Here is a 2,831-nt window from a genome sequence, read left to right as displayed (position 1 = left end):
CGGCGGCCGGTCTCCGCGAGCGTACGGCCGTCGAGGGTGACGACGCCGGAGTGCGGGGTGAGGACTCCGGCCAGGATCCGCAGCAGGGTGGACTTGCCGGAGCCGTTGGCGCCGATGAGACCGGTGCGGCCCCGGCCGACGGTGAGCGACAGCCCGTCGAGGACCTCGGTGCCGTCCGGCCACCGGAAGGACATCGCGGAACAGGTGAGGGAGGCGGTGGGGGCTGAGGGCTGGGACATGGTGATCCTCGCAGTCGCAAGCGTGTGAACAGGGGCTTCGTGTGCGAGCACCACGCGGCGACCAGGCCATGTACGGGGAAGGGTGTGCCGTCCGGTCCCGGGGAGGGCGTCCGGTCCTCGGGAGGCCGGGGATGGCAGGGCACCGAGGTCGCATCCACGCGGGGGTCACGGCGCGGCGGGAGAGCCGACGGCAGCGTGACGGGTGACGGCAAGGGCCGTACCGCGCGGTGATCGCGAACCTCAGATGCGCAACGTCCACCTCTATCGGAGACGACAGGACCCTACGACTGTAGCGCAGCGGCCCGGCGGAGGAGAGGGATTTTTTTCGCGGAGCCGCTGCCCCGCGACGGTGGTGCGGGGCAGCGGTCGCCTTCTGCGGTCCGTGTTCCGCCCTGGCCCGCCCGGGCAGGTGACCGGCCCGGCCGGGCAGCGCCGCACAGGCCCGTGGCTCAGCCGGCGCCCGGGTCGGTCCCGCCCGCGGCACGCCGGTACTCGGCGTTGATGCGCTGGGCCTCCTCCAGCTGGTCCTCGAGGATGATGATGCGGCAGGCCGCCTCGATCGGGGTGCCCTGGTCGACGAGTTCCCGGGCGCGGGCGGCGATCCGCAGCTGATACCGGGAGTAGCGGCGGTGGCCGCCCTCGGAGCGGAGCGGGGTGATGAGGCGGGCCTCCCCGAGGGCACGGAGGAAGCCGGCCGTGGTGCCGAGCATCTCGACGGCCCTGCCCATCGTGTAGGCGGGGTAGTCATCGTCTTCGAGCCGGCCGCCGAGCGGACTTTCCGCTGTCATCTGCACCTCTTCATGGGAACGCGTTCCGGGGCCCGGGCGGCGTACGCCACCGGTGCCCCGGAAGGAATACAACACCATCCGCCGGTCCCGGTGCCGGGCCGACGGCCCGATCGCCGCCCGAGCCGTCGCCGGACGGGTGCGGCCGAGGTGCCCCGGGAGCCCGTCGGACCGGCGGATAGAATCGGCTCCCATGTCACAGCCTGACGAACTGCTCGTCGACGTCGCCGCCATGGTGGAGTCCGGGCAAAGCACTCAGATGTCCCTGACCGTCGTCACCGGAGGTGCCGTCATCACCGGCCGGCTGGCCCCCGAAGCCGTCTGGCGGCAGCGGGTGTCGGAGGTCCTGACGGACTCGTCGAACCTGGGCGAGTTCGCCGGTGCCTTCACGGCCACCGGGCCCAAGGAAGGTCCGCCCACACATCTGCACTTCCACGTCGCACGCATCCTGCAGGGCACCGTGGGGATCCCGGAGACGGGCGGGATGTACCGGGTCTCGATCGAGGACGTCGGCGCCTGGACCGTGGGCGACTTCAGCTACGACTGACCTGCCCGAACCCGTCGACGGAAGAGCGCTGATCCGCCGCCACGCGATGTGGCGGACGGCACACGAGGAGGGCCCGACCACCGGTGGTCGGGCCCTCCTCGACGTTCAGGTACCGGCTCGCGCCGCCGGGCGCGGGCGGGTCAGGGGGCCACGGGCGTCCCGAGCTCCGCGGCCGCCCGCTCCAGCGGGCCGAGGGCGCGTACGGGCGCCGCCGCGGGGAGGGTGTGGCAGGTGAAGCCGAGGTGCGCCATGGCCCGGACGACCTCGCCGGAGGTGAAGTCCCGGCGGTCCTGGCGGGTGATGACCTCGCCCACCTGCTTGGCGGGGTACCTACGGCGTCCGATCGTCACGGACTCACCGGTGATCGGCTCGGGCCTGACGGCCCTCATCGACTCCAGCACACCGCTCTTGGTCAGGTCGAACGGGAAGCGGGCGATGACACAGCGCATGATGCCTCACAGGGGTGGAAGGAGCCGGCCGCCGGACCGGGGATCAGCCGGTGGTGGCGGGACGGTACGAACCGTGACCGAGCTGGGCGGTGACGGGGCGGTTCTGGCCGTGGCCCGGCTGGGCGGCGGCGGCCGGTGCGCGGCGCTCCTGGCCTCCGGCCCCGGCCACCGTGGTGCCCGGCACGGGGCCGCCGGTGATGTCGCGCAGACGGACCCGGTCCGTGTAGGCCGAGCCGGCCCGGACCGCCGAGAGCTGGCCCCAGGTGACCCGGCCGGTGCACTGCCCGTCCCCGTCACAGACGAGCAGGTGCCCGGCACGGGCCCCCGCCATCACGGAGAGGGCCACCTCGACGGTCATGTCGTCCCACACCTCCGGTACGGCGGTGTCCACGCTCCTGCGGGAAGCGGGGCGGGACTGCGTCTGAACCAAGGTCACAAGGAGCCTCCTGCGAGACGGGTCGGTGTTCCGGAGCGACGGCGAAGGACTCAGGCCGCCGAGTCGTACGCGGGCCGCCGCTGGGCCGTACGCCGGGCGGACTGCGCGGGGCGGCTCCGCCGGGAGCGCGGGGCGCCGTCGCGCCTGGGACGCTCGGCCGCCGGTGAGGTGATCACCACGGGGACGCCCGAGGGGGCCTGCGCGCCGGTGATGCGGCTCAGTTCGGCCTCGCCGGAGCGGACCTGGGTGACCTGCGGGCGGACTCCGGCGTCCGACATGAGCCGGGTCATGGAACGCCGCTGGTCGGGTGTGACGAGCGTGACCACGCTGCCGGACTCCCCGGCCCGGGCGGTGCGTCCGCCGCGGTGCAGGTAG

Annotated in this window: 5 protein-coding genes and 1 pseudogene; 1 reads left to right on the top strand and 5 read right to left on the bottom strand. The window is 73.6% G+C overall.

Annotated elements, in window-relative coordinates; translation table 11 throughout:
* The coding region (locus IH13_RS0113370) for an ATP-binding cassette domain-containing protein (RefSeq protein ID WP_037841259.1) at window positions 1-239 on the bottom strand (239 nt) is incomplete at its 3' end.
* 449 nt (window positions 240-688) lie between these two features.
* Entirely contained in the window at window positions 689-1,027 is a 339-nt protein-coding gene (locus IH13_RS0113365; protein ID WP_031084110.1) for a MerR family transcriptional regulator, read from the bottom strand.
* A 190-nt stretch (window positions 1,028-1,217) separates the two neighbouring features.
* Here IH13_RS0113365 and IH13_RS0113360 point away from each other — a divergent pair, with 190 nt between their 5' ends.
* Window positions 1,218-1,571, top strand: a complete 354-nt coding sequence (locus IH13_RS0113360; protein ID WP_031084108.1) for a hypothetical protein — start codon at window positions 1,218-1,220, stop codon at window positions 1,569-1,571.
* A gap of 140 nt (window positions 1,572-1,711) precedes the next feature.
* On the opposite strand, the gene IH13_RS0113355 is transcribed toward IH13_RS0113360, so the two are convergent.
* The 3 genes and pseudogenes from IH13_RS0113355 to IH13_RS42270 form a co-directional block, all read right to left on the bottom strand.
* Window positions 1,712-2,020, bottom strand: coding sequence for an SCO5918 family protein (locus tag IH13_RS0113355; protein WP_031084107.1), 309 nt, complete (start codon window positions 2,018-2,020; stop codon window positions 1,712-1,714).
* Between the two features lie 43 nt (window positions 2,021-2,063).
* Complete coding sequence (locus IH13_RS40780; protein ID WP_158791159.1) at window positions 2,064-2,456, bottom strand: CBS domain-containing protein; 393 nt, start codon at window positions 2,454-2,456, stop codon at window positions 2,064-2,066.
* A 50-nt stretch (window positions 2,457-2,506) separates the two neighbouring features.
* Window positions 2,507-2,831: pseudogene (locus tag IH13_RS42270) on the bottom strand (ATP-dependent helicase); the annotation flags it as partial.

Origin of the sequence: Streptomyces sp. NRRL WC-3549, from assembly GCF_000721935.1 — a bacterium.
Classification (GTDB): Bacteria; Actinomycetota; Actinomycetes; order Streptomycetales; family Streptomycetaceae; genus Streptomyces.
The sequence above is the reverse complement of the archived record's forward strand: the minus strand, read 5'-3'. Positions and strand labels throughout refer to the sequence as shown.